The following is a 23,270-nucleotide window of genomic DNA, read 5'->3' as shown; positions in this document are numbered from 1 at the left end:
AAAAAGAACCATTATATCCTATAGAATGCCCATGCTTTAAACACTTTGTGGGGGATACTCTGCCCTTTGAACTAAAATAATTTTGAATAATTCATCCTTGTTTTCGCATATAAAAAAATTCGTAATATTTACTATAAATTAATGACTTAAATGTGTGGATGTTCAGGTTGTAGTGTAGTCGTTTGGGGGATGGGTTTTACTGAGTTTGAAAAAATATCTTGAATCGGAGGAATTATCTATGAAGAAGAATAGACTGGTTGCTACCGCTTTATCTTTTAGTTTGTTAGGAGCTGTTGTCGCGCCGAGTGCAATTTTTGCAAGTTCAAGTGTAAATGACTCTTTTCAAGAACAAAGCCAATCTCCTATTGTAACTTTACAGCATCTCGATACAGCAACATTGCAAAAGAATCTGGAAGCAGCCCAGGGTTTGGAGAAATATATTAAACCGGGTGCGGACGGTCTGCTCTACATTGACGAAGCTGGTAAGGATGTTGTCTCTAAAGAGGCTTACGAATATATTGCTAGTGGTGTTCAGATCATCAACGAATCTCTCAAAAGTGGACAAACCAAATTAGACGTTGAAAACCAAACGATTGTCCCGTCTGGACAAGCACCTATTCAACCGCAAAACGTAATCACACCTAATGCTTCCTCGAACTCGTATTGGTGGGGAGTAGCAATAACGATGTCACAAAGCGAAACCAAACAACTCTCCTATTCATTAAAACAACAATCTAAAGGATATTTGACTGTTTCAGGTTTGGCTGCTGCAATAGGTGGTATTATGGGTCCTAATCCTATACCTTGGGCTGCCAGTGCCGCAGCTGCATTAGTATCTTTAGGAACAGACTTGGTTGCTTCAAGCTTGGACAACTATAACGGTTCACGCGGTACTACGCTCAATCTACACTGGTTGCCAGCTCCTTATTACACGGTTAATTCCAACTAAGATTTGCACTAAACACCTTACTTTTACTATAATATTGTATATACTGTAAAAGAAGGGGCAGGTAATTATGAACCCAATTTTTTATGTCACTGCTTTTCTGATGGTTTATGCTCTTTTGGGCGTTGCTGCTGTCCTGTTCATATTTAAGCGTTCAAAGCAGCCAGCACGAAGAAGTGCCCAATTCGTTGTTGGTCTCATTGGATTGGTGGCATTGTATGCGCTTATCAAAGCTTTTAACAATGCTGGCAGCTCCGATTCATATCCTTATTTTGCCATATTGGTATTTGTGATTGTCGCAGCAGCAGCATCCAAGTATCTCAGAAGAAAAAGTAATTAGCTCCATACGCGCTCCTGCGGAAGCTCAATTTCCCCAGGAGCGTTTTATTCTGTTTTTCAGGGAACCGAGCTAAGACCAAAGAGAGAGAAGAGTAAAGGATTTATCCATTAAAGAGCTTATACAGGTATATGAGTTGTATAGCGTTAAAGAAGCGGTATGGGTGCTGAGTTCAAATAAAAGTGGTTAGGTTATATATGGCTATTGGAACACGGCAAGCTGGTCCGGAAGGAGCTGCTACTACGCTTGGGTGAACCTAAAGAGTCCCTAGTCAATTACATATGGGAAAGAGAAGAATAGGTCGTAGAAGCGGAGTGATCAGATGAACTGCGAGTAGCTCTTAATATTCTTGAAAAGGATCAGAATCGTGCGCCCAACTTTCAGGTTCAATCCATACTGGATGAAGGATTTAAACGTTATGTACTTCATTCACTTTTCAATTATCATGGGATTGGTTTAAAAAAGACTTCTTTCTAAGGCATCATAAATTAGAATGAGTATATAAACCATTTATTTCTCTTTTTTCACACTATTGTATTATTTTAAAAATGATTATAGGATGTATTTTACATAAAAAAGAAACATTATTTTCAATGAGGGGGATTGACATGGAACATACACCTACGATCCGCTCAAAGATAGAGACAGAATTGAAGCAAAGGGGCTATAGTTTTAGCAGTTTTAGTAAAATCTCCGGTATTAACCGAGGCACATTCAGCGCCATGCTGAACAGCAACCCACCCAAGCCGATCTCCGTTCGACAGATGGATCTGATTACTCAGGCGCTGGGGTATCCTGACGGTTGGCTATATGAGTTGTACATAGATGAATGCTTTTACGAAGGAAAAGGGCACTGGAAGCGGATTAAGCCGTTTCTGTTGCGTTGTGTGGAGTTAGGAAGACAGGACTTCATTCAGAAGGTTTTATCGAGGCTGACAGAGGATTTGTCCTATGTGCCGACCATATTTGAACTTGCAGAAGAATTACACGCAGAAGGAAAGGAAAGGGAATCAGTTCCTTTTTACGAGTGTGTAATAGAGAACGAAAGGTATTACCACTCGGAGCGGCTAGCGATTAGTCAGTATAGGTTATTTTCTTACTCTTTAAGCAAAGATCTAGAGAATAATTGCCAACTGGCTCTGAAGTTTGCTCCTTTTCGCAAGAATTTACCTGAGAATCATCAACTGGATGCTTTATTAAAGCTGGTAAATGTATACTTTCAAGTTTATGACTGTGAGACATCTATACAATACGCAAAAAAACTTGAGGTACTTGCCACAAATGTTTATCAGCAGCAAGTTCAAGCGAGAATAAAAAAACGTGAAGTAAAATCTCTAAACACGGAAAGACATCTAATCGTGTATTATGGTCAAGCATATTTAATGCAAGGGAACATGCTTGAAAAACAAGGGCTATACGAAAAAGCTATGGGATTCATCCCTTTTTATGAAGATTTAATTGACTGTGACTGGCTAGATGAGCTTGGAATACTAGAGGCGCGGAAATTTAAAATGTGGGCTAGAGCAAACCGTTTGAATTTAGAAATTCTAATGGGAGATATGACTAGATTACCAGCCTATGTTGATCTTATTAGGAATAATCCTCAGGAAATATTACATGGGCTATTGACCATTATGGAATCGGCCAATAATTACAATCACTCCATAGACGATATTCTGCTCCTTTTTGCAGAAAATATTAATGAGTTTAGGAACTTGCGTACAAATATTTCTTACTATCATACAAATTACAATCTGGTGACCTATTCCCGTTTTTTTCTTGAGCTTAGTCGCTACTATTTTAATAAAGGGAGCTACTCTGAGGCGATCGACAGTATGTTGAATAGTCTCAAAGCATCCTCACAGTTAAATGATAAGGCTTACTATATCAAGTCCATTACGTTGTTGTTTGAGAAATATAAGGATCACTCGACACAGGAGCAACGGGCAGAATATGAAAAAGTGCTTAAAGAAGTAGAATATAACATCAAGCAGATGACTTCTTAGAACATAAAAGGGCTATGTAACCTACTACTAAGGTAGAGTAACATAGCCCTTTTGAAATATTATGTTCATGATCGATCGGGAAAAAGTTAATTTTCTTCGTTATTCGCCAGACTCATCAGAGTTACTTGCTGAAAGCTCACTTACTGAAGAGGTGAATAGTTCCTTCAATATGCGATAAGCTTTATTTTGATCGGCTTCATTCTGCTGGGAGAGTAAATGAACACATTCCCATATCCACGGCTGACTTTTGAGTTCTTCATATGGATTGTAGTCAAAAAATGCGAATACGTTTGTTCCCAAGGCTTCGGCTATTTTCTCCAGTGTTTTGATCTGTACATTGACCTCACCACGCTCCAACTTGCCGATATAGGAACCTGTTGAATCGGATGCTTCCGCCAGTTGTTCTTGTGTAATACCACGCAACGTCCGAAATTGGCGGATTTTTGCTCCTATGAGTTTTGTTGTTTCCATAGACATCCACACCCCTATAATATGAGTGTAGACAAAGGAACTTCAAGCGTGGAGGTAATCAAATTGCCTAAATAATATAATAATAAGTCCTTTTAAGGACTTATAAACACATTAAATTCCAATATATATTAAAACGGTGTAAAAAAAGGGGTTGACCATCATCCAGTTTATTCATATAATTTCTAGTATATTGTAATTGTTTGTCGAGGAGGGTGATTTCAAAAATCATCTGAATATGCCGGGGGGTGTTTTTATGGAAAATACAACCACGATTCGCTCGGAGATTGAAAAAGAATTAAAACTTGGTGGCTACACTTTTAATAGTTTTGGACAAGCCACGGGACTTAATCGGGGCATATTTAGTGCTATGCTTAACGGAAATCCGCCTAAACCTATCTCTGTAAGACAAATGGACTTAATTACTAAAGCGTTTAACTATCCAGAGGACTGGTTGTATGACCTATACGTAGATGAATGCTTTTACGATGGAAGACCTCATTGGAAAAGGGTTAAACCCTTTCTGATTCGTTGTGTTGAGGTGGGGAATCTGCGGTGCGTAGAGAAGGTGCTTTCACGGTTAATGGAAGATCTTAACCACATTCCAACGATCTTTGCTTTGGCAGAGGAGTTGTATGAAGAAGGGAAGTTAAAAGAGGCAATTCCTTTCTATGAATGTGTTATTGAAAATGAGAAGTACCAACATTCCGAGAGGTTGGCAATTAGTCACTATAAATTGTTTGTAGCTTCAATAGGTCAAGATTTCGAGAAAAACTTGGAGTCTGTATTAAAATTTATTCCTTATCGTAATCGCTTACCCGAGAATTATCACTTGGACGCTTTACTAAAACTGGCTAATATATACTTCAATCTACATCAGTGGAAAGAGGTAGAGAAATATGCAGATGAATTGCGAAATCTTGCAACTGTTGTGTATAAGAATGAAGTTCAGAAACGGAAAAATAAATATAAGTATAAATGCTTGGTAACTGAAAGACCACTTGTTGTTTATTATGGGCAAGGGTACTTATTAAAAGGACTTGCATTAGAAAAGCAAGGGTTTTATGAAGAAGAATTAGAGTACATTTGTGGTTATAGAGATTTGAGTTGGTTTGAGGGACTAGATCAGGTTGGAATAATGGAAGTGGAAAAGTTTAGGATATGGGCAGAAGCTAACTTGTTGAATTTAAGTGTAATTATGGGGAACGTCGAGAAACTTACTGAGTACGTAGAGTTTCTTAAGTGTAATCCTCAAGAAGTGTTACCTGGATTATGGACAATTACAGAATCAGCAAACAGACATGGGTTTTTAATAGATAACATTCTTGAAATTTTTGCTGAGGAATTGAAAACAGTTAGCTCAAAAGTGCATGTTAGGGAAAGCTATTATGAATCCACTTTTATTTTAGATAGTTGTGCTAATCTTTTTCAACAAATTGCAGTTTATAAATTTATACATTCTTCTTATTCTGAGGGTCTACATTATATTTTGCAGAGTTTGAAATTGTATTTCCAAATAAATAATAGAAATAGCTTTGCAGAATGTACTGCACTTTTTGAAATGTATCGTATTAGATCTTCTGAAATTCAATTGTTAGAATATCAAAAAATTATGGAAGAGGTGCTTAAGAATGCGAAAGAAAATTCCCCTGCTTCTATTGCTTATAAGCTTGGTTAGTATATGGAATATTGGACATTTGGAAACTTACTATAAAGATACAAGTGGTATTAGTGTTTTTTATCATGGTGCAGGAGGTTAGGGTTGGGTATTTTTATTAATATTAAAGATATAAATAAGCCAATCCTCTCAGATTGTTTTTTTTTTTGATTTTGATTTATCCCGTTAAAGGGATGAAATGGGTTTTATTATATTATTAACCTGTAGGGAAGGTATCAGCTTGTAAACTAACTGTAAATACCATACCAAACAGGAGGTTTGTTGATGTGAAATTGAAAGAATTGGAGGATTGCATCGAAGAAAAGCGTAAAGAATTAAATGATTTGGCGAAAGAGGTGGGATTGAAGGATCGACAGGTGTTGACCAAGTCTATGGAGTTGGATCGGCTCCTTAATTTGTACAGCGATTGGAAATATAGCTACCACAAGCAAAGCATCTCCACAACTTCACCAGTGCAAGAGAAGCAACACGAATTTGCCTTATCTTATTGATTTCCAGCATCATGACCAGGCTTTACTTAATTTCATCTTGGGCTTCAAATACATAGTGGGGATATAGACTTAAACAAAATAATCTCTCTCGTATCTCGTACGCCGCTCTATACAACGCTGTTGGTACGGTTTATTGTTCTGCGTCACATCAGAGCGGAAGCCATCTAGAACGATGATATCTATCTAAAAAAACCTCCCGGTTCACGTTAAGTGTGACTAGGAGGTTTTTGGCATTTACTGTTGAAGCTGGCGCAGTACGGTAATTTCGACACGGCGGTTTTTTTGTCGTCCGGCCTCGGTGGTATTATCTCCAACTGGTCGGGTATCGGCATAACCTGCGTATTGAAATTCTGTAGGAGATAATCCTTCTCTATCTAGAAAGAATCGAAGCACGGATAGCGCCCGCGCCCCGGAAAGCTCCCAGTTGTCCTTGTAGGTCGAAGCGTTCGAAGCGCGTGTGAACGGAATATTGTCCGTATGGCCCTCGATGCTGATCGGCGTTCTTAGATCCCGGAACAGACTGGCCAGCTTGGATAACGTGTTTGCAGAGCCTTGCTTGAGTGCAGCCCTGCCCTGATCGAATAAAAAGCGGTCGTTCAGGGTGATGACAATACCGCGCGGCTGATCTGATACGAAAATCTGATCTTGCAACTTATTATCCGAAATATATTGCTCTATGACGCTCATCAGATTTTGCAGTTCTTTTTCCTGCTTGCGAAATGCCTGCTCACGTTCGGTCAGTTTGGTCGGTCCGGCTGCTTTGTTATCGGATGAAGGTTGCTTGGCTGTGGGCGGATTCTTGCTTGTGTAACGGTCAGCAGTACCCGTAATCCCTGAACCTTGCTCCAAAATAGAATTGCCTTTATGGAACGTATCCTGTAGGGATTGAACAACGACATCGTATTTTTTCGCATCCAGGCTGCTCATAGCGTACATTACTACGAAAAAAATGAGCAGCAGTGTGATCAGATCGGCGTAAGTAATCATCCAGCGGTCACGATGGTCTCCGCCTCCTTGCTGCCCACGGCGCTTAGCGCGCGCTCTCATGGAAGTCCTCCTTTGGAGCAGCATCCTCGGAACGTGAGCGACGAGGCGGCTTATGATCCAGATTTTGCTCTGAGCGGATGAAGAACTCCAGTTTTTTGCGTACAAGCTTCGGATTCTCTCCGTTTTGGATGGCGAGAATGCCTTGCAGCAGTAAATCCATCGTGACCATTTCACTTTCGCTGCATGCTCTGATCTTGGATGCGATGGGCAGGAAAATCAGATTAGCGCTGGCAACGCCGTATAGTGTAGCGATAAAAGCGACGGCAATAGACGGTCCAAGCGCTGTTGGCTCAGTCAGGCTGCCGAGTACATGGATCAGGCCCATCACAGTACCGATAATCCCCATCGTAGGGGCATAGCCGCCTGCGGATTCAAATATTTTGGCATATCCTTCGTGCTTGTGCTCAATGCTATCTAACTCTAGTTCCAGAATTTGTTTAATTTGTTCCTGCTCGGTGCCGTCAATAACCAGTTGAAGACCTTCGCGCAGAAATGCATTCGGATGCTCTGAGGAAATACGCTCCAGCGCAAGCACTCCGGATCGGCGGGAGGTGGCTGCCATGGAAACCAAATCCTCAATATATTGCTCGGAGAGATTCTCCTCACGGCTAAAAGCCATCCGAAGGGCCGCAGGTATGCTCTTTAGTTTAGAGGCGGGATAGCTGATAACAACTGCTGCGAGCGTTCCGCCAAACACAATCAGAGCCGATGTACCCTGAAGCAGCCCTGTAAATTGTCCGCCTTCCCATAAGAAGCCACCGATTAATGCTATGATTCCGGCGATGATGCCCAACACGATGGTGATATCCAAAATTTAATTCACTCCTATTCAAGACTTATCGTTTGCATCCAAGGTAAGAAAGAGGTATAATACGGGAACAAACATTCTTATCCAACCATATTTCCCAAGTATCATTGCTCGGGAAATATCGACATAGGTTTACAGGTAAAGACGTTTCAGCTCGACTGTTGTAGAAACATGATGTTTTCATTTTAGACGATAAGGGTGATGCAGGGCAATGAGTGATATCGTTGTTAGCGACAAGACTTTTGAAATTCAGTCGGAATTCCAGCCCCAAGGCGATCAGCCTCATGCCATTCTTGAACTGGTAGAGGGGATTACACAAGGAAAAAAGCATCAAACGCTGTTGGGTGCTACGGGAACGGGTAAGACGTTTACCATCGCGCAGACGATTGCCAAGCTGAATCGGCCTACGCTGGTTATTGCACATAACAAGACTTTGGCTGCCCAACTGGCGAGTGAGTTTAAGGAGTTTTTTCCGAATAACTCTGTCGATTATTTTGTCAGCTACTATGATTACTACCAACCGGAAGCATACATCCCGTCTTCCGATACGTATATTGAAAAGGATTCCAGCATTAATGAGGAGATTGATAAGCTTCGCCACTCGGCCACAAGCTCTCTGTTTGAGCGTCGTGACGTTATTATTGTAGCGAGTGTCTCCTGCATTTATGGTTTGGGTTCGCCGAAAGAATATTCAAGCCTGCTGCTCTCGCTTAGAGTCGGTATGGAGAAACCCCGCAATCAGATTTTGTCCCGCTTGGTGGATATTCAATATCAGCGGAACGATATCAACTTCGTGCGGGGTACTTTCCGTGTACGGGGGGATGTTGTTGAAATATTCCCGGCTTCCCATGGGGAACACGCTATACGGGTAGAACTGTTCGGGGATGAAATTGAACGGATCACCGAGATTAATGTGCTTACGGGTGAATTGATCGGTGAACGTGATCATATTGCCATTTTCCCTGCATCTCACTTTGTTACTCATGAGGATACGATGAAGGTAGCACTGGTCAACATTGAACGTGAGCTTGAAGAACGGTTAGTGGAGCTGAAGGAACAAGGGAAGCTGCTGGAGGCACAACGTTTGGAGCAACGTACCCGCTATGATATCGAGATGATGAAAGAGGTTGGTTTTTGTTCCGGCGTCGAGAATTACTCAGGTCCACTGACATTCCGCGAGCGGGGGGCGACACCGTATACGCTGATGGATTATTTCCCGGATGATATGCTGATCGTGATTGATGAGTCTCATGTTACGTTGCCGCAGATTCGGGCGATGTATAATGGTGACCAGGCACGTAAGAATGTACTGGTGGACCATGGTTTCCGTCTGCCATCTGCGCTGGATAATCGCCCGCTGAAGTTTGAAGAGTTCGAGGACAAGGTGAGTCAGATCGTCTACGTTTCAGCTACACCAGGCCCCTATGAGCTGGAGAAATGCGAAACGACTGTGCAACAGATCATCCGACCTACGGGGCTTCTTGACCCGATCATTGAGGTGCGGCCGAGCAAGGGACAGATCGACGATCTCATTAGCGAGATACGGCTTCGTATGGAGCGTGAGGAGCGGGTACTGGTCACCACGCTTACCAAGAAGATGTCTGAGGATTTGACCGACTATTTAAAAGAAGTGGGTATCAAGGTCCGGTATATGCATTCCGAGATTAAGACACTGGAGCGGATGGCGATTTTACGGGACCTCCGTTTGGGTACCTTTGATGTATTGATTGGGATCAACCTGTTACGGGAAGGTCTGGATTTGCCAGAAGTATCGCTGGTGACGATTTTGGATGCGGACAAGGAAGGTTTCCTGCGTTCCGAACGTTCACTCATCCAGACGATTGGACGGGCAGCGCGGAATAGTGATGGTCGTGTTATTATGTACGGTGACAAAATTACGGATTCTATGGATAAAGCGATAAAAGAAACCGAACGCCGCCGTGCGATTCAAATTCAATATAATGAAGACCACGGCATTACCCCGCAAACGATTCGTAAAAAGATTCGTGATGTCATTGAAGCGACCAAGGTGGCAGAGGCACGTAATGATTACCTTCCTGGCGAGACGGGTAAACTTTCCAAGAAGGAGCGTCAGTCGCTGATTCAGCGTTTGGAAGCGGAGATGAAGGATGCCGCCAAGAATCTTCAGTTCGAGCGCGCCGCCGAGTTGCGTGACGCTTTGCTGGAGCTGCGGGCTGATTAAGCTTTCAGGGGCGGCTAGTAGCGCGAACACATTGAAAAAATGAAATGGATGATTGCTTTTGAAAATAGAGAGGGCGGCCCATGTGGTCGTTCTCTTTGCGATATATCACTTGCATGGGGTATTCCATCGCAATATAGCATGACGTGAACTATGGCTAAGGAGATGAAACATTTGGCGAATGAAAGCATCATCATCAAAGGCGCTCGGGCGCATAATCTCAAAAATATTGACGTGACTATCCCAAGGGACAAATTTGTCGTCCTCACGGGGCTAAGTGGCTCAGGTAAATCGTCACTGGCTTTCGACACGATCTATGCAGAAGGACAGCGGCGTTATGTGGAGTCTTTATCCGCGTATGCGCGTCAGTTCCTGGGGCAAATGGAAAAGCCGGACGTGGATTCCATTGACGGACTGTCACCTGCGATTTCCATTGACCAAAAGACTACGAGCCGTAATCCGCGTTCTACTGTCGGTACGGTTACAGAGATTTATGACTATTTGCGGCTGTTGTTTGCCCGAATTGGTCACCCTCATTGTCCTGAACATGGCATTGAAATTACATCACAAACGGTTGAACAAATGGTAGACCGCATTTTGCAATACCCTGAAAAGACAAAGCTGCAAATATTGGCCCCATTGGTTTCGGGACGCAAAGGGGAGCATAAAACGCTGTTTGCGGATATTGCCAAGCAAGGCTTTGTACGGGTGCGTGTCAATGGCGAATTGCGTGAGCTATCCGAAAAGATCGAGCTGGAGAAAAACAAGAAGCATTCCATTGAAGTGGTTGTAGACCGGATCGTAGTGAAGGAGGATGTGCGTACACGTTTGTCCGACTCTATTGAGACAGCATTGAACCTTTCAGGAGGTCAGTTGCTGGTGGACATGATGGGGCAAGAAGAGCTGCGCTTCAGTTCTAATTTTGCCTGCCCGATCTGTGGTTTCAGTATAGACGAGCTGTCGCCACGGATGTTCTCTTTTAACAGTCCGTTCGGTGCTTGCCCGGATTGTGACGGATTGGGCGTTAAAATGGTGGTCGACCCCGACCTGCTCATTCCTGACCCGGAGAAAAGTGTAGAAGATGGAGCATTTCAGGCATGGAGTGGAGGAACCTCCACCTATTATCCGCAATTTTTGCAGTCCGTATGCGAGCATTATAGTATTCCACAGAACAATCCTGTCAGCCAGCTGACCACGGAACAAATGAACACCATATTACATGGAACGGGCGACCAGAAGATCCGGTTTCGTTATGAAAATGATTTTGGCCAACGCAAGGAAGCCTTTGTGACCTTCGAGGGAATTATCCCGAATCTGGAGCGTCGCTATCGTGACACAGCTTCGGATGGTATCCGTGAGTTTATTGAAGGATTTATGAGCGCAAAGGCGTGTAACACCTGTAAGGGACATCGTTTGAAGAAAGAAACCCTGGCGGTGACTATTCAGGAGCGTAACATTGCCTATGTAACTGATTTGTCCATCGGCGAGGCGTCTCAATTTTTCAAAACGCTGGTGCTGAGTGAGAAGGAACAGTCCATTGCCAATCTCATTCTTAAGGAAATTAACAGCCGTTTGGGATTCCTCGTTAATGTTGGATTGGAGTACCTGACCTTAAGTCGTGCAGCCGGCACGTTATCCGGTGGTGAGGCACAACGCATCCGGTTGGCGACACAGATCGGTTCCAGCCTGATGGGTGTACTGTATATTCTGGACGAGCCAAGTATCGGGTTGCACCAGCGGGATAATGACCGCCTGATTAGTGCCTTGGAGCATATGCGGAATCTCGGGAATACGCTGATTGTGGTGGAGCATGACGAAGATACGATGATGGCAGCCGATTATATTATTGATATTGGACCGGGAGCTGGAATCCACGGCGGGATGATCATGTCACAGGGTACCCCGCAGGAAGTTATGGAAGACCCAAATTCCCTGACAGGGCAATATTTGAGCGGGCGCAAGTTCATTCCGGTCAATACCGAACGGCGCAAGCCTACGGATAAGTGGCTGGAGGTACGCGGGGCTAAGGAGAACAATCTCAAAAATTTAAATGTTAAAATCCCGTTAGGTGTTTTCACGGCTGTTACTGGCGTATCCGGTTCCGGGAAGTCAACGCTGATCAACGAAATCCTATACAAAACACTGGCGCGTGATCTGAACCGGGCGAGAGTGCGTCCGGGTCAGCATAAGGAAATTCGCGGGCTTGAAAATATCGATAAGGTCGTTGAGATTGATCAGTCTCCGATCGGCCGCACGCCACGTTCCAATCCTGCAACTTATACCGGAGTATTTGATGATATTCGTGATTTATTTTCAAAAACAAATGAGGCTAAGGTCCGTGGCTATCAAAAAGGTCGCTTTAGCTTTAACATTAAGGGTGGTCGCTGCGAGGCCTGCAAGGGCGACGGCATTATCAAGATTGAAATGCACTTTCTGCCGGATGTGTACGTTCCGTGTGAAGTATGCAAGGGCAAACGCTATAATCGGGAAACCCTTGAAGTTAAGTACAAAAGTAAAAGTATTGCCGATGTGCTGGAGATGACGGTAGAGGATGCGACAGAGTTTTTTGAAAATATTCCGAAGATTCATCGCAAGATTCAGACGCTGCTGGATGTAGGCCTGGGATATGTCAAGCTGGGACAGCCTGCGACTACCTTATCCGGGGGCGAGGCGCAGCGTGTGAAGCTGGCTTCCGAACTGTATCGTCGCAGCACGGGTAAGACGATTTACATTTTGGACGAGCCGACTACGGGGCTGCATGTTCATGATATTGACCGATTGCTGACGGTACTGCATCGTCTGGTTGATTCGGGAGAGACTGTACTGGTCATCGAGCATAATCTGGATGTGATTAAAACAGCCGATTATCTGATTGATTTGGGACCGGAAGGCGGTAGCGGCGGTGGAACGATTTTGGCTGCTGGAACACCTGAGCAGCTCGTGAAGGTCGAAGAATCCTATACAGGACGGTATTTGAAGCCGATTCTTGAACGGGATACACAGCGCAGCCAGGCGCTTCAGACAGCCGATCTGTAGACATATTTAATATAAGTCTTGTAAGCCCCACACAGGTATGAAGGTAGAATGCGAATTAGCGTATTCATTCCTTTGTCTTGGTGGGGCTTTATTTTGTAAAAATAGAGAACTTTTATCCAAATCTTGCGTTAAAGCATGTGACACTTAGTTTACCAAGCGCTGGAATAATAAATCTATACGTATATACATCGGCAGAAAGTCTCGGAGCAGTCTCCATTTTGGAGTTTCAAATGTTTGGGCTCGGGCTTGAAGAGGTAAATATATAACCGATGATTGTATAGCATCGCATGAAGTTCCGTGCCCACGTGACAACCATTACAAGTTGAAGCGCAGCCATCTGTAGTGTTATCACATCTAAGGTTTTTAAAAACATCTCTGAGGTAAAGTCATGAAGGGAGCTGGAACGTTTGAAGGGAATGCGAAACGATTTTCTACGTACACATGTTTATTCATGGACAGCAGGAGTTGCTTTAGCGATATTGGTCATGGGGGTTAGCGCTGTTCCGTCTTATGCATCCGAGGTGTCCGAGGCGGCTGTGCCCAAGCAGGCTGAAATTGAAACCAGCGCAGCGATTGGAAGCTTTGAGGATGAAGAGAACCCTCATAATTATATTCAATCGGCATCGAATGGTGGATTTCTGGTATTGAACATCGAAGACAGCAACGAGGCAAGCGTGGTGCATGTCACGTATGGCAAGCTGGACAGCTCGCTGGAGGATGTGTGGAAACATGAGCTGGATCTGAATGTGCAGTCTGGGGCAGATAGTAGAGGAGTCCAGCGGGAAACGTCGGATGGTGGCTCGCTGTTGCTGATCGACTATACGAAGCCGGATGGGATAAGGGAGCTGCAAGCCTCTCGGTTAGATGATGAAGGGAATGCCATATGGTCCAAAATGTTACAAACAGAGGGTCTGGTATCCCGTGGACAGGACTCTCTTATAGGATTGGAACCGCTTGCAGATGGAGGATTTCTTGTATCCTCTCTGAACCGGGTGGAGCAAGCATTCACCGTATTCAAATACTCTGAAACTGGTGAGGAGCTGTGGAAACGGACGAAGACCGGAGTGACTTCGGGTTGGCTGGTCGGGAATCACGATGGATATTATGCACTTATGAACAGTCCTCATGGCCCGGTAGGAGTACAGGCAGATGTGTACGGACAGGAAATTCGCAACATCCATTTTGACCTGGGCATGGGTAAAGACATTGCAGAAGTACGGGAGTTGCCTGGAGGCCATATTGCAGTGACAGGGCTTAAAGGGAACAGCAAGCGTACACAGATTTTGAGCAACAGATTTCAATTGTTCGGTGATACTGAGGATTATCCGACTGACCGGGTATATCTGCCGGAGGAGCAGGTGTACGTCCAGTTTAGTGACCGATATGATCCGCTGGGAAGCACCACAAAAATGCACGGGATCACCATCACTGGCTTGAAAGGAAACGGAACGAAGGTTTGGGAAACCACTACCCATTACAAGGAAGACAATTCCTTCGGCATCCGATATGACACAGGACTCGTATACAAAATACCGACAGGCTATGCAGTGGTGACATCCACATCTGGCGGCGCTCGTAAGCCGGTCATGCTTGATTTCGCTAAAATTTTGATTCCGGAATAATCCGGTGTCTTTTTTTCGAAAGCACAGCAGAGAGCCTTTTGTAGCCATGTTATGACCACAAGAAAATAGCCTGCTTGTATGCGAAATACAAACAGGCTGCCTTGGAAGGCCTATTAGGTTAAGAGAACATATTATAGAAGAGCCTTACTTACAAGCCTCAGGAAGCGACGGTGCTGGACTGCAAAATAGCAGATAGCTTTTCCTGAAAAGTCGGAATGCCTACCCGTTGTACATACGCATAAAAAGTTTCACCAGCATTTCGATTTTCTTTGTAAAACAGAATCAGTTCTGCCAGCACAGGGCCGACCTGATCACCACGTACGCGGCCTTTGAGTGCTTTATTGAACTGGGCACCCGGTCCAAGCGTTCCGCCGACAGCAATGTCGAACGCGTCGACCATGCCTTCGGGTGTCTTAATAAGCGAGCCTTGCAGACCGATGTCTGCAATATGCTTGTGTCCACAGGAATTCGGGCAGCCGATGAAATGAATGCGCACTTTTTCATCCAGCTCTATGTGCTGATCCAAATACTCGGCAACGTCAACCGCCCGCTTTTTAGTCTCCACAATCGCCAGATTGCAGAATTCATTCCCGGTACATGAAACTGTACGGCTCATAAAATGCTTGGGCTGTGGCGTCAGGCGTTGCAGCACAGGAGCCTGTAGTAATTCATTCACCTGGTCGTCCGGCACGCCGCTCAGCAAAATATTTTGTGACATGGTGGTACGAATCTGTCCATCACCATAGCGGTCAGCCAGCTCAGCCAGCTCATGCAGCTCGTCAGCAGCCAGACGGCCGACTGGCACGTTTAGACCGACATAGTTTAGACCCTGTTGCGCTTGTGGATGAACACCGTCAAAGTAGGCTGCTTGCCAGCCGATCGTTTTATCCTCGCCCCGGCCGGGCATTTCGCCGATATACTCGGTGAGCTTGGCTAAAAACTTTTCCGGGCCCCAATCGGCGATGAGGAATTTCAGGCGGGCATGATGTCGTTTTTCCCGATAGCCGTAATCCCGGAAAATGGTAGTGACTGCAATGGCAACCTTCAAAACTTCATCAGGACGGACAAACAGGTCCAGCGATTGCGCCAAATGTGGCTTGGCGGATAAACCTCCACCGACCATCACATGAAAGCCGATGACTTCTCTCCCGTCGATTACTTTAGTAGCTGGCGTAAAGGACAAATCGTTAATTTCAGCCTGCGCGTTATTGTACGTATTACCGGAGATGGACATTTTGTATTTGCGCGGCAGATTGGAGAAGTCCCTATTTAATAGGAAAAAACGGTTGATTTCATCCACAATGTCCTTGGTGTCGACCAATTCATTTGGATCAATGCCGGCGAGTGGATTGCCAACAATCGTACGCGGGCAGTCGCCGCAAGCCTCAAAAGAGTACAAATCGACTTTTTCCAGCCGCTTGAAAATATCAGGTAAGTCTTGAACCGTCAGCCAGTGAAACTGAATAGCCTGACGGGTGGTGACATCAACGAGGCCGCGTCCGTACAGCGTGGCTATGTCCGCCAATGCATGTGCCTGCGCTGATGTCATGATACCTGTGTTGATGCGGACACGCATCATGAAATGACCATCCTTGGGCTTTTGCTGATAGACACCAGCCCATTTGAAACGGTCCATATCGTCCGCAGAGATCGAATCGAAGCCTTCGCTCGCATAGTTTTCGATAATGGTGCGTATGACGTCGAGACCGTCCTTTTCCAGCTTGGCAAATTCAAATTTGTTCAGTTTATCGGGATGAGCGGTCCAGACTGGTTCGTAAGCCATCCATTTGCCTCCTTCATAAGCATTGTTTGCAGGGATTCAAGATTATACTTTTATTTCCGACAATAGAACTAAGATATAATGTGATGGTATCATAGTTGGAAGTGCCCGTAAATGAAGGAATGACCCAAACGCTATAACGATTATTTATCGTTTTTGCTTATTTTCTTGATATAAGGATTTGGTAATTTTATAGTATAAATGACATGAGGGGTCATGTAAGCGGCAATCATAGCTTTTTTAGAAAAAGATAGGGCTTAAAGCGATTGTATGCGTGTCTCCTCTATGGTAGATTTGGACTAACTGATAGAACAGGGTCATGTTAGAGAGGAAAAGGTGAACATATGCGTAAGATGGGGAAAAGGGCGGTCATACTGGCTTTGGGTAGCGCTTTGTGTGTATCTGGAACAGCAGGTGCAGCCAGCAGCGGAACCGCTTTGAAGGCAAAGGTCATTAACGGCGGAGTCTATGTGAATGTAGGCGATGTGAATAAAGCATTAGGAACCAGCGGCGCGTATAACAGCGCAAATGGTACATATACGTTATCAGCCGATCGTGTGCCGCAGGTGGTTAAAAACGTATCTCCCTCTGTGGTAGGTATTATCGGCCGCTCAGCAACGGGACAAGCCGTATCAGGCGGGGATCGCTACAACCTTGCTCACGGCACAGGGGTCATCATTCGGGCGGATGGATGGATTGTCACGAATGCCCATGTCATTGAAGGATTAAATGATGCTGTGGTCGTGACATCGGATGGTAAATCTTACGGTATTACAGATAGCTACAGCGATCCGGTCAGTGACTTGGCATTGGTTAAAATCAAAGCAAGCGGCCTCAAGCCTGCTACCCTAGCAGGCTCACCGAATAACCTTCAGGTGGGAGAGCAGGTAGTGGCTATCGGAACGCCTATCTCTTTTTCCCTGCGTAATTCGGCAACTTCGGGTGTCGTCAGCGGATTGAACCGTGGCGTCAACGCTGCCTATCGTCTCATCCAAAGCGATACCGCAATCAATCCTGGTAACAGCGGCGGTCCGCTTGTAAACCTCAAGGGCGAGGTAATCGGGATCAATACAATGAAATTTTCGGCTGTCGGTATTGAAAATATGGGCTTTTCGATTCCTTCAGATACGGTGAAGTATGTGATTGCTCAATTTTTCAAGTATGGTGAGGTTCGGCGTGCGAGTCTTGGTCTAGGATTGGAAGAGAGCTGGTCGGCGATCGTGGGGCTGCCTACGGAGGACCCTTTGAAAGTCACAAAAATTACTTCGGCTAGTGCTGTTCAGGCCAAAATCAAGGAAGGCGACGAGTTGTATAGCATAAACGGCAAGCGTGTGGCTTCCACTATCGACGTCAACGAGTTGCTTAAAAGCTATCAGCCGGGTCAGACGGTGAGCTTGCTCATGCAGACGGACGGCGATATTGTAAAACGCAAGTTGGTACTGTCACAGGATAATGGCGAAATCTATGAATCTATTCAGGGCGGAGAGGATTCCGGGGACTCGGATGAGTCAACTGGTGATGGCAATGTAGCGCCTTCCAAGGAAGCATCTGAGTCAGTCCAACAGGCGACCGTTACAGGAAAGTAATTGAAAACGGAGCGTTATGATATCAAATATAGCTAGAGGGAGATTATTGTGAAGCATATTCAAAGAAAAATGATGCATAAGCTGGGAGCTGGCGCTGTTGCGTTGTCCGTTCTACTATCTGCTTTGCCGGCAGTTGCGGCGGTCAGTGATAAAACGATCTTGGAGCTGCGTCTGCAAGGCGGCAGTAACACAGCCATCGTGAACGGTCAGAATGCAAGTATTGCAAAACCCTATTCGAAAAGCGGTGCACTGATGGTTCCGGCTGGTGTGTTCAAAAAAGCATTTAACAGCAAAATTCGGCTGGCTGAAGATAATGTGGTCAAAATTAGCAGCGGCGCTCACGTCGTATCGCTGACCATCGGAAGCCGCACTGCCTGGGTGAGAGGTCACAAGGTGACACTTCCGGCTCCGCCGGAAATGTCGTCAGGCATCTTGATGGTTCCGTTACGGCAAGTAGCAGAGGGTCTCGGAGGCAAGCTGGAGAAGAATGGTGCGGGAATTATCATTCGGATGGAGGCGCAAGAAGACGCAGGCAAGGTAGCGGAAGAGACGCCGAGCATTGATAATGATGAGGGCAAGACGCAGATCGGGAACAGCTACTACGATTGGTCCATGAACTATCCGACAGGACTGGTCATCGGTCAGGGTGGCGGGGATGAGAGTATCTCTACATTCATGGACGAGAATAGTGCGTATTATATGGAAGTGCATACGGCCTCACAGCCGGTTCCGTTGAACGCGGACGACCTTCTCCAGCAATTGGTGCAAACCGCCAAGGAGACGGGAGAAATCGTTGTAGATCGAAAATCCTTCCCGAAATCGAAGGTACCTTATGCGCGTGTCATTACGAAGGATGGAGACGGCGTGCTGTGGGAAAACCGTCAGTATTATGACAACGGGCGACTGTATGTCATTTATTTTTCCGATGCCAAAGCAACGAATTATAAGGATCTCTCACAGTATGCGGGTCTGTTAAATTCCTTCAAAACTTCCTTCAATGCACAGGATAAAAGCATTAAAGATCTGTCCACCGTTGTAGGGGGCACACGCGAGGCTGGAAATCCGGACTATGGTGTGTCGCTTAGCATACCGGCAGGCTGGAAAATAGACGATCAGCGGATGCAGTACGAAAGCAATGATGGATCGAGTTTCCGCTTGAAGGTGACCTCAGCTCCGGCTGATGCCAAGTTGGAAAACTGGAGTCAACAGCTGCAAAAGTGGCTGAGCGATTCATTTGTATCTACAGCTTATGAGGCCCAGAAGACGTATCCACTGGAGGTTGCGGGGGTTCAGGGGCTGGTTCAGGAGTATCGATACAATTTTGGCGACGGATGGGTTAAAGAATACAGTGTGCTGATTCAGCAAAATGGATACCGCTATCTGGCTGAATACGCTGTGCCGGAAAAAGTGAGCAAAGGGAATGATCAGTTCAATGCGCTCATTTCCTCGCTTCAAATCGACTTCCAAACTGTAGCGAGCAACTTCGGACAACTGGAAGAGGACGACTATCTGGCAGACAAAACGAAAACGGTCAAAAAGACCTCCAAAGCCTATGAGTACACGGTGAATATTCCACGATACTGGACAGCGATCAGCGACCAGTTTGAATTGGGTGATGTGGAGTACCAGTTTACCGGAGGAAGCTTCTCCATCAAAGTCGATAATGGCAAATCGTTCGAGTTAACGGTATCCCAGCTCAAGGACTTTTACGATAAGCAGGGTAAAAGCTACAAAAACCTCAAGGTTGAAGAGGTTAAGGACGTGACGTTTGCTGGGGTTTCGGCAGCTTCCTTTACATTCCATCGCGTGGAAGAAGGCATTGGCTACACAGGACGTCAAATCGTTCTGGAGCGTGACGGAAAAACGTATACCGTGACAACGACGCTGAATGACGCGAACAACACGGGCGTGCAGTCTAATGCACTGGATTCAACGCTGAATTCGTTTATGTTTGTGAAGTAGAGGGTGTAGGAAAAAGATTAGTGAGTTATGGTGGGGAGAGCGCTGAGCGGGCCATTTGATCCTGCGATCGCTGCGCTTATAAGGATTCAAATGGCCCGCTCAGCTGGCACCCGCCATAAGATCACCAATCTTTTTAAAGTGTGAGCAGAGAAGAGAAAAGCAAAGGCAGCACGTTTTACTAGGTTGCCTATCCTACCTACTTTTCCTTTTTTTAAGAAGTAGTCTGAGCAGCGATATTAACTTCGCTTCTTTCTAGTTTTATATGACTCACCTCCAACGCACTGCTTGACGGATATGGAGGTGTTTTTTTGTTTTCAGTATGATATTCTTGCTAGGAATCGCTTGGAAAGTGTAGAAGCTTGGGGCGCAGTCTGGTACACTAGATTAGTTACAAGATAAGAATGATTATGCCGCAGATTTGTGATGCGGATTTTTTGAGTTGGATGCCATTGATCCCGTGAGCCTGGGGTTCAGAGTAGGGATGATCGGATAGGATGATAGTTCATAGGATTTTAAAATAAGCAGCATCGCTGCTCTGAAAAATAACGCTTAACCAAAGAATAACAGGTTATTTCTCAGTATAGGGAGGACAATGATGAAATCAGCAGTACGAAGAGAAGATGTCGAGCTTCTGGCACCGGCCGGTGACTGGGATTGTATGCGTGCGGCGGTGGCGAATGGAGCCGATGCGATCTTTTTCGGAGTAGAAAAGTTCAATGCACGGGCGCGGGCGAACAATTTCCGTATGGAGGAACTGCCTGAAATTATGGCGTTTTTGCATAGCTATGGGGTTAAGGGCTTTTTGACATTCAATATATTGGTGTTTGAAAACGAGCTGGAGGACGCGAAGGAACTGGTCGATGCCTGCGTGGATGCGGGTGTGGACGCGTTGCTTGCTCAGGATATGGGCTTGGTGAAAATGATCCGCGATATTTCGCCGGATTTTCCGATCCATGGCTCTACCCAGATGACGATTACCTCGCCGGAGGCGGTAGAGTTTACGAAACCGTACAATATTGAGCGGGTCGTGCTCGGACGTGAAAATAACTTAAAGCAGATTCAAAAAATAGGGGAGCAGGCGAGACTTCCGATGGAAGTATTTGTACATGGCGCGTTATGTGTATCTTACTCGGGTCAATGCTTGACTTCTGAAATGTGGGGTGGACGCTCTGCGAACCGTGGCGAATGCGCACAGGCATGCCGTTTGCCTTATGATCTGATGGTGGATGGCGAGCAAAAGCCGATGGCCGATGTGACGTATCTACTGTCACCTAAGGATTTGGCTGCCATTGATCTGCTGCCGGAGCTGATTGGCGCGGGCGTCATCTCTTTTAAAATCGAAGGACGACTGAAAACGCCTGAATATGTGGCCAACGTGGTCAGCAAGTACCGTAAGGCGATTGATAAGTATTTCGAAGGTGACACTTCCAAGACCAGCAAAGAAGATATCCGCGAGCTTCAGCAAAGCTTTTCACGCGGCTTTACGCACGGATTTCTGGAAGGAACGAATAACAAAAAGCTGGTTGATGGTACATTCCCGAAAAGCCGGGGTGTGTATCTGGGCCGGGTGGAACAAATCCTTCGTGACGGCGTTGTGTGCCGTATTGATGCACCGCTGAAGCGTGGCGACGGTATTGTATTCGATGCGGGAGATCCCACGCAAAAAGAAGAAGGCGGACGCGTATACGATATCCGTCGCAAGGGTGTAAAGATCGAAGGCGAAGCCGGAGAAGGCTGGATCATCGACATCGTAGCGGGACGCAACGATGTCGATCTGCGCCGTGTACATGTCGGCGACCGCATTTGGAAGACCAACGACCCGGCGCTGGACAAGCGTCTGCGCCAGACGTACGACACCGACAAGCCGTACCGCGTCTTCCCGGTACATGTGCGTGTCAGCGGCTCTCCAGGGCAGCCGCTGTCGACCTGGTGGACCGATGTGCAGAAAGGCACGACGGTCCGTGTGGATTCCGAGCTGGAACTTGAAATCGCCCAGAAGCGTCCAATGACGCGCGAACTGCTTGAGGAGCAGTTCGGCCGACTGGGCGGAACGGTGTTCCAGCTGGAAGAAATGGACGTCCACCTGCATGGGGACGTCATCGTGCCGATGCGCGAGCTGAACAGTATCCGCCGTCAGGCGGTGGAATTGCTCGCGGGCGAGCGCCCCAAACCGCCCGTATACACGAAGCGGGCGGTAGAGGTGTATGGCGATGCATCGGTTCCCGCATCGCCAGTGGCACGCGGTCAGGCAGAACTGACCGCGCTGTGCCGCAGCCTCCCGCAGGTTGAGGCTGCGCTGGAGGCCGGCGTGGAGTTCATCTACGCCGACTTCGAGTTCATCAAGCAATTCCCGGCAGCCGTGGAGGCTGTACACGCCGCAGGGCGTCGAATTGCGCTGGCGACCCCGCGTATTCACATGCCGGGTGAAAACGGCTACCACAACAACATCCTGCGTCTGAAGCCAGATGCTGTGCTGGTACGCAATCCGGGGGCGCTGTATTTCTACATGCGTCATCGGCTGGAAAATCCGGACGCACATCATCCGCAACTGATTGGTGACTTCTCGTTGAATGTCGCCAACCACAAAGCGGCTGATTTGTTCCTGGATTCAGGCTGCGACCTGGTTACGCCGTCGTATGACCTGAACATTCAGCAAATGGTTGATATGCTCAGACGTACGCGTACCGATAAGCTGGAGATCGTAATTCAGCAGCATATGCCGATGTTCCATACCGAGCATTGCGTATATTGTACCTTCATGAGCGAAGGCACAGACTACACCAACTGCGGGCGTCCGTGTGAGGACCATCGCGCATCCCTGCGCGACCGGATTGGTATGTCTCACCCCGTTCGCGTGGACGAAGGCTGCCGCAACACGGTATACAACGCCATCGAGCAATCAGGTGCCGAGTACCTGTCCAACTTTATGGAGTTGGGCGTGTCCCGCTACCGCGTGGAGTTTTTGGAGGAGACACCGGAGCAGGTACGAGAGGTGATTGACCTCTACAACCGTGCCTTGCGCGGAGAGATCAGCGGTACGCAGGTCTGGAAGACGCTTAAAGCGACGAACCAGTTGGGTGTTACACGCGGGCAACTGGTGAAGTAAATAACTGTATATTTGTCTGGAGCTAAAAAGATTACAGAAGCATAATATATTCATATAGCAAGCTAGTGATTGGAGGACATTTTCTCTTTGAGGGAAGATGTCTTCTTCTTTAGCCTATTAAAATAACCTGCCTTCCTGTTATAATCATAGAAGTATATCTATCCGTTATATTGAAGACAAAGGAGATTAACCCATGA

Annotated in this window: 15 protein-coding genes; 11 read left to right on the top strand and 4 right to left on the bottom strand. The window is 46.2% G+C overall.

Annotated features, from left to right (window positions below):
- Positions 1-238: 238 nt before the first annotated feature.
- From C1I60_RS03335 to C1I60_RS03325, 3 genes are all read left to right on the top strand, one after another.
- On the top strand, positions 239-949 hold the full coding sequence (locus C1I60_RS03335; protein ID WP_137060480.1) for a hypothetical protein: 711 nt from the start codon (positions 239-241) through the stop codon (positions 947-949).
- Positions 950-1,016: 67 nt separating this feature from the next.
- Positions 1,017-1,286, top strand: coding sequence for a hypothetical protein (locus C1I60_RS03330; RefSeq protein ID WP_137060479.1), 270 nt, complete (start codon positions 1,017-1,019; stop codon positions 1,284-1,286).
- A gap of 605 nt (positions 1,287-1,891) precedes the next feature.
- Positions 1,892-3,289 (top strand): helix-turn-helix domain-containing protein, encoded by a 1,398-nt coding sequence (locus C1I60_RS03325; protein ID WP_137060478.1) that lies wholly within the window; start codon positions 1,892-1,894, stop codon positions 3,287-3,289.
- A 99-nt stretch (positions 3,290-3,388) separates the two neighbouring features.
- Here the strand turns inward: C1I60_RS03325 and C1I60_RS03320 are convergent, their stop codons facing one another.
- Positions 3,389-3,760, bottom strand: coding sequence for a helix-turn-helix domain-containing protein (locus C1I60_RS03320; protein ID WP_137060477.1), 372 nt, complete (start codon positions 3,758-3,760; stop codon positions 3,389-3,391).
- A gap of 253 nt (positions 3,761-4,013) precedes the next feature.
- On the opposite strand from C1I60_RS03320, the gene C1I60_RS03315 reads away from it, so the two are divergent.
- Both C1I60_RS03315 and C1I60_RS03310 read left to right on the top strand, forming a co-directional pair.
- Entirely contained in the window at positions 4,014-5,435 is a 1,422-nt protein-coding gene (locus C1I60_RS03315; protein WP_137060476.1) for a DNA-binding protein, read from the top strand.
- Between the two features lie 266 nt (positions 5,436-5,701).
- Positions 5,702-5,926: an aspartyl-phosphate phosphatase Spo0E family protein gene (locus tag C1I60_RS03310; RefSeq protein ID WP_137060475.1), complete on the top strand. Its 225-nt coding sequence runs from the start codon at positions 5,702-5,704 to the stop codon at positions 5,924-5,926.
- A gap of 234 nt (positions 5,927-6,160) precedes the next feature.
- On the opposite strand, the gene C1I60_RS03305 is transcribed toward C1I60_RS03310, so the two are convergent.
- Positions 6,161-6,973 (bottom strand): flagellar motor protein MotB, encoded by an 813-nt coding sequence (locus C1I60_RS03305; protein WP_137060474.1) that lies wholly within the window; start codon positions 6,971-6,973, stop codon positions 6,161-6,163.
- A complete protein-coding gene (locus C1I60_RS03300) occupies positions 6,957-7,784 on the bottom strand; it encodes a flagellar motor protein (RefSeq protein WP_137060473.1) in 828 nt (275 codons plus the stop codon). The genes C1I60_RS03305 and C1I60_RS03300 overlap by 17 nt, the downstream gene beginning before the upstream one ends.
- A 208-nt stretch (positions 7,785-7,992) precedes the next feature.
- Here C1I60_RS03300 and uvrB point away from each other — a divergent pair, with 208 nt between their 5' ends.
- From uvrB to C1I60_RS03285, 3 genes are all read left to right on the top strand, one after another.
- Positions 7,993-9,984 carry an excinuclease ABC subunit UvrB gene (gene uvrB / locus C1I60_RS03295; protein ID WP_137060472.1) on the top strand — a complete coding sequence of 664 codons (1,992 nt, stop codon included), beginning with the start codon at positions 7,993-7,995 and terminating at the stop codon, positions 9,982-9,984.
- 171 nt (positions 9,985-10,155) lie between these two features.
- Positions 10,156-13,017: an excinuclease ABC subunit UvrA gene (gene uvrA / locus C1I60_RS03290; protein ID WP_137060471.1), complete on the top strand. Its 2,862-nt coding sequence runs from the start codon at positions 10,156-10,158 to the stop codon at positions 13,015-13,017.
- A gap of 416 nt (positions 13,018-13,433) precedes the next feature.
- Positions 13,434-14,639: a hypothetical protein gene (locus C1I60_RS03285; protein ID WP_252361542.1), complete on the top strand. Its 1,206-nt coding sequence runs from the start codon at positions 13,434-13,436 to the stop codon at positions 14,637-14,639.
- 157 nt (positions 14,640-14,796) lie between these two features.
- Here C1I60_RS03285 and C1I60_RS03280 read toward each other — a convergent pair whose 3' ends face one another.
- On the bottom strand, positions 14,797-16,422 hold the full coding sequence (locus C1I60_RS03280; RefSeq protein WP_137060469.1) for a nitrite/sulfite reductase: 1,626 nt from the start codon (positions 16,420-16,422) through the stop codon (positions 14,797-14,799).
- Between the two features lie 341 nt (positions 16,423-16,763).
- Between C1I60_RS03280 and C1I60_RS03275 the strand changes: the two genes are divergently transcribed.
- From C1I60_RS03275 to C1I60_RS03265, 3 genes are all read left to right on the top strand, one after another.
- Complete coding sequence (locus C1I60_RS03275) at positions 16,764-18,005, top strand: S1C family serine protease (RefSeq protein ID WP_137060468.1); 1,242 nt, start codon at positions 16,764-16,766, stop codon at positions 18,003-18,005.
- A gap of 48 nt (positions 18,006-18,053) precedes the next feature.
- Complete coding sequence (locus C1I60_RS03270; protein WP_137060467.1) at positions 18,054-19,967, top strand: stalk domain-containing protein; 1,914 nt, start codon at positions 18,054-18,056, stop codon at positions 19,965-19,967.
- A gap of 595 nt (positions 19,968-20,562) precedes the next feature.
- A complete protein-coding gene (locus tag C1I60_RS03265; protein WP_170970728.1) occupies positions 20,563-23,073 on the top strand; it encodes a U32 family peptidase in 2,511 nt (836 codons plus the stop codon).
- The last annotated feature ends 197 nt before the right edge of the window (positions 23,074-23,270 follow it).

It is taken from the genome of Paenibacillus terrae, assembly GCF_005217525.1.
GTDB lineage: Bacteria > Bacillota > Bacilli > Paenibacillales > Paenibacillaceae > Paenibacillus > Paenibacillus terrae_C.
Note: the sequence above shows the minus strand (reverse complement) of the source record. Positions and strands in the feature narration are given on the sequence as shown.